Origin of the sequence: Streptomyces sp. GC420 (assembly GCF_009916105.1) — a bacterium.
Taxonomy (GTDB): domain Bacteria; phylum Actinomycetota; class Actinomycetes; order Streptomycetales; family Streptomycetaceae; genus Streptomyces.
The window spans coordinates 1-2,631 of the sequence record NZ_JAAAXQ010000642.1 but is presented as its reverse complement, the minus strand read 5'-3'; the positions used below and the strand labels follow the sequence as shown (position 1 = coordinate 2,631).

At 73.2% G+C, this 2,631-nt stretch carries 4 protein-coding genes; 1 reads left to right on the top strand and 3 read right to left on the bottom strand.

What is annotated here, in order from left to right:
- The 3 genes from GUY61_RS37285 to GUY61_RS37275 form a co-directional block, all read right to left on the bottom strand.
- Positions 1-327: carboxyl transferase domain-containing protein (locus GUY61_RS37285; protein WP_279576902.1), on the bottom strand; the 327-nt coding region annotated here is incomplete at its 3' end.
- A 129-nt stretch (positions 328-456) separates the two neighbouring features.
- On the bottom strand, positions 457-666 hold the full coding sequence (locus tag GUY61_RS37280) for an acyl-CoA carboxylase subunit epsilon (protein WP_166634718.1): 210 nt from the start codon (positions 664-666) through the stop codon (positions 457-459).
- A gap of 105 nt (positions 667-771) precedes the next feature.
- Positions 772-1,482, bottom strand: coding sequence for a ScbR family autoregulator-binding transcription factor (locus GUY61_RS37275; RefSeq protein WP_166634717.1), 711 nt, complete (start codon positions 1,480-1,482; stop codon positions 772-774).
- Between the two features lie 172 nt (positions 1,483-1,654).
- On the opposite strand from GUY61_RS37275, the gene GUY61_RS37270 reads away from it, so the two are divergent.
- Positions 1,655-2,629 carry an NAD(P)-dependent oxidoreductase gene (locus GUY61_RS37270; RefSeq protein WP_166634716.1) on the top strand — a complete coding sequence of 325 codons (975 nt, stop codon included), beginning with the start codon at positions 1,655-1,657 and terminating at the stop codon, positions 2,627-2,629.
- Positions 2,630-2,631 lie beyond the last annotated feature (2 nt).

Below are 2,631 nucleotides of genomic sequence, written 5' to 3'. Positions count from 1 at the left end.
CCGGAAGTCGTGCGCGTACACGAAGACCGTACGGCCCTCCACCGTGCCCCAGCCGGTGATCACACCGTCCGTGTACGGCTTCTTCGCCTCCAGGCCGAACCCGGTCGCCCGGTGCCGGCGCAGCTGCCCGGCCTCCCGGAAGGAGCCCTCGTCCAGCAGCAGCCCGATCCGCTCGCGCGCCGTCAGCTTCCCCTTGGCATGCTGCGCCGCGGTGGCCTTCCCGCCCGGCCCGGCCAGCGCCTCGGCCCGGACCATCCGCAGTTCCGCCACGCGTTCGCGGGCGCCCGCCACCGCGGAGGACCGGGGGACGTCACTCACAACGGTCATGGCGCTTGCCTCCCCTTCATGATGCGGACGGAACAATGATCACACACTAACAAACCGCTCGTGCGGTTTGTAAGGGGGTGGTGTCGGCCGATGCGTGCGGGCAGCTGGCGCCAGCCCCCGGCCCGGGGGCTAGCGCCAGCTGCCCGGGGAGCGGTAGGCCGCCTTCCTCCACCCCGCCCGCGCGTGCGGCGCGCCGCACGCGCCGGCCGCCCCCCTGCCGGTGTCCCGGCCGCGCAGGACCAGGGAACGGAACACGAGGGCCACCGCCGCGAGTTCCTCGTCACTCAACCGCCCGCGTTCTATCCGCAGGCGGAGCCCGTCGGCGTCCGGTCCGGCCATGGCTCCTCCTCCCGCCCTGCCGCCACCGTCCGCCCCCGCGCTACAGACCCGCTCACGCCGCGGTGGAGAACCGCTCGAGGCCCGCGCTGCGGCCGGGCCGCGGCCTCACACGGGCGCGACCTCGCCGCGCACGGCCTCGCCGCGTGCGGGCTCGTCCTCGGCGGCCTCGTCGTCCTCGGCGGGCAGCGCGGCCCGGGCGCCGAGTTCCGCGGCCCGCTCGGTGGTGATGACCAGGCGGCCGAAGACGGCGGGAACCGCGATGCTGGGCAGCAGGTGCTCCAGCAGCGACACCACCCGGGCCTCCAGGTCGTCCCGCCCCGACAGGATCTGCGAGTAGACCTGCACCCCGGTCCACGCCGCCGAGAACGTCCAGGCGCTCTCGGCCGGCACGACGTGCGGGAGCAGCTCGCCCTGCTCCTGCGCCTCGGTCAGCAGATGGGTGGTCGCGTCGATCCACTGGGTGAGCGCCACCGTGCCGAACTGGGCGCGCACGTCCTGCTCCAGGCTCAGTCTCGCCACCGCGCTCACCAGCGGGTCGCGGCGCATCCGGTATGCCACCGTCAGCGCGGTGTCCACCAGCTGCTGCAGCTTGCACCGGTGGGGCTCGGGGAACACCACGGCGAACTGCTGGCCGAGCACCCCCTCGGCCAGCGCCTGCTTGGACGGGAAGTGGAAGTACATCGCTCCCTTGGTCACACCCGCCCGGGCCAGGATCTCGCCGATGGTGGCACCCTCGTAGCCGTACTCGTCGAACACCGACGCCGCCGCCGTCAGGATCGCGAACCGGGTGCGGATCGCGCGTTCTTGCCGTGCCATTGCAGGGCCCTCCCAGGATCTGTTACCTCGGGAACGCGCCATTGACGAAGCACCGTTCCCGTGAAAAACAAAACCAGGTAGTCCGTATTTTCACAAGCCACCACCCTGGGTATCACACCCACGCGGGTCGCAATCCTTACCGTCGCCCGAACCGACAGGGGGTCCCCGCACGATGCGGAACGTACTGGTCACAGGCGCGAGCGGCTTCATAGGCCGCCATGTGGTCCGCGCCGCCCTTTCAAAACCGTCCGTCCGGATTCGAGTGGCGGCACGCGGCGGGGACGCCGGGACGCCCGGCGACGGCCGGACCGAGACCGTGCGCGCGGACCTCGCGGACCCGGTGTCCCTGCGGGGCCTGTGCGAGGGCATCGACGCGGTCGTGCACTGCGCCTCCCGCGTCGGAGGCGACGAGCACACCCTGCACGCGGTCAACGACACGGGCACCCGGGCGCTGGTCGACGAGGCCCTGCGCCACAAAGTGCGGCGCATCGTCTACGTCAGCACCGCCGCCGTCTACGGGCGCGGCCCCTTCCGCGACGCCGACACCGGCGGCCTGCCCCTGCGCCCCGGCTCCGCCACCAGCGCCACGCGCGCCCTGGCCGAACGGCACGTACTGGCCGCCGGCGGCACCGTCCTGCGCCCGCACCTCGTCTACGGCACCGGCGACCGGTGGGTGATCCCCGCACTGGCCGGACTGCTGCGCCTGGTGGGCGCGGGCGTGCGATGCCCCTCCCTGCACTCCGCCGTCGACGCCGCCGCCCTGGCCGAGGCCACCGTCGCCGCCGCCTGCCGCGAGCAGCGGACGGCCGGCGTCTTCCACGTCAACCACCCCCGGCCCGTGCCCGCCTCGACCCTGATCACCCTGGTCCTGGAGCAACTCGGCCTACCCGAAAAGCCCCCACTGCCGGCCGAGCGCGCCCGGGCCCGGATCAGCGGATCCCCCCAGGCACTCCACCACCTCGACATGCTGACCGCCGACCACTGGTTCCGCAGCGACCACGTCTGGCAGACACTGCGCTGCGACCCGGGACCGGCACCCGGCGACGGCATCGCGGACCACATGCCGTGGTACCGGCACGCACTACGGCACAACCCCGACACCCAGCACACCCGCCCCCGCCCGGAAACAGTCGCACCGCAACCCTGACC

Bases quoted from the DNA above. Each gene is read 5' to 3' on its own strand.
- GUY61_RS37280 (WP_166634718.1), bottom strand. From the start codon at position 666: ATGGCCGGACCGGACGCCGACGGGCTCCGCCTGCGGATAGAACGCGGG.
- GUY61_RS37275 (WP_166634717.1), bottom strand. From the start codon at position 1,482: ATGGCACGGCAAGAACGCGCGATCCGCACCCGGTTCGCGATCCTGACG.
- GUY61_RS37270 (WP_166634716.1), top strand. From the start codon at position 1,655: ATGCGGAACGTACTGGTCACAGGCGCGAGCGGCTTCATAGGCCGCCAT.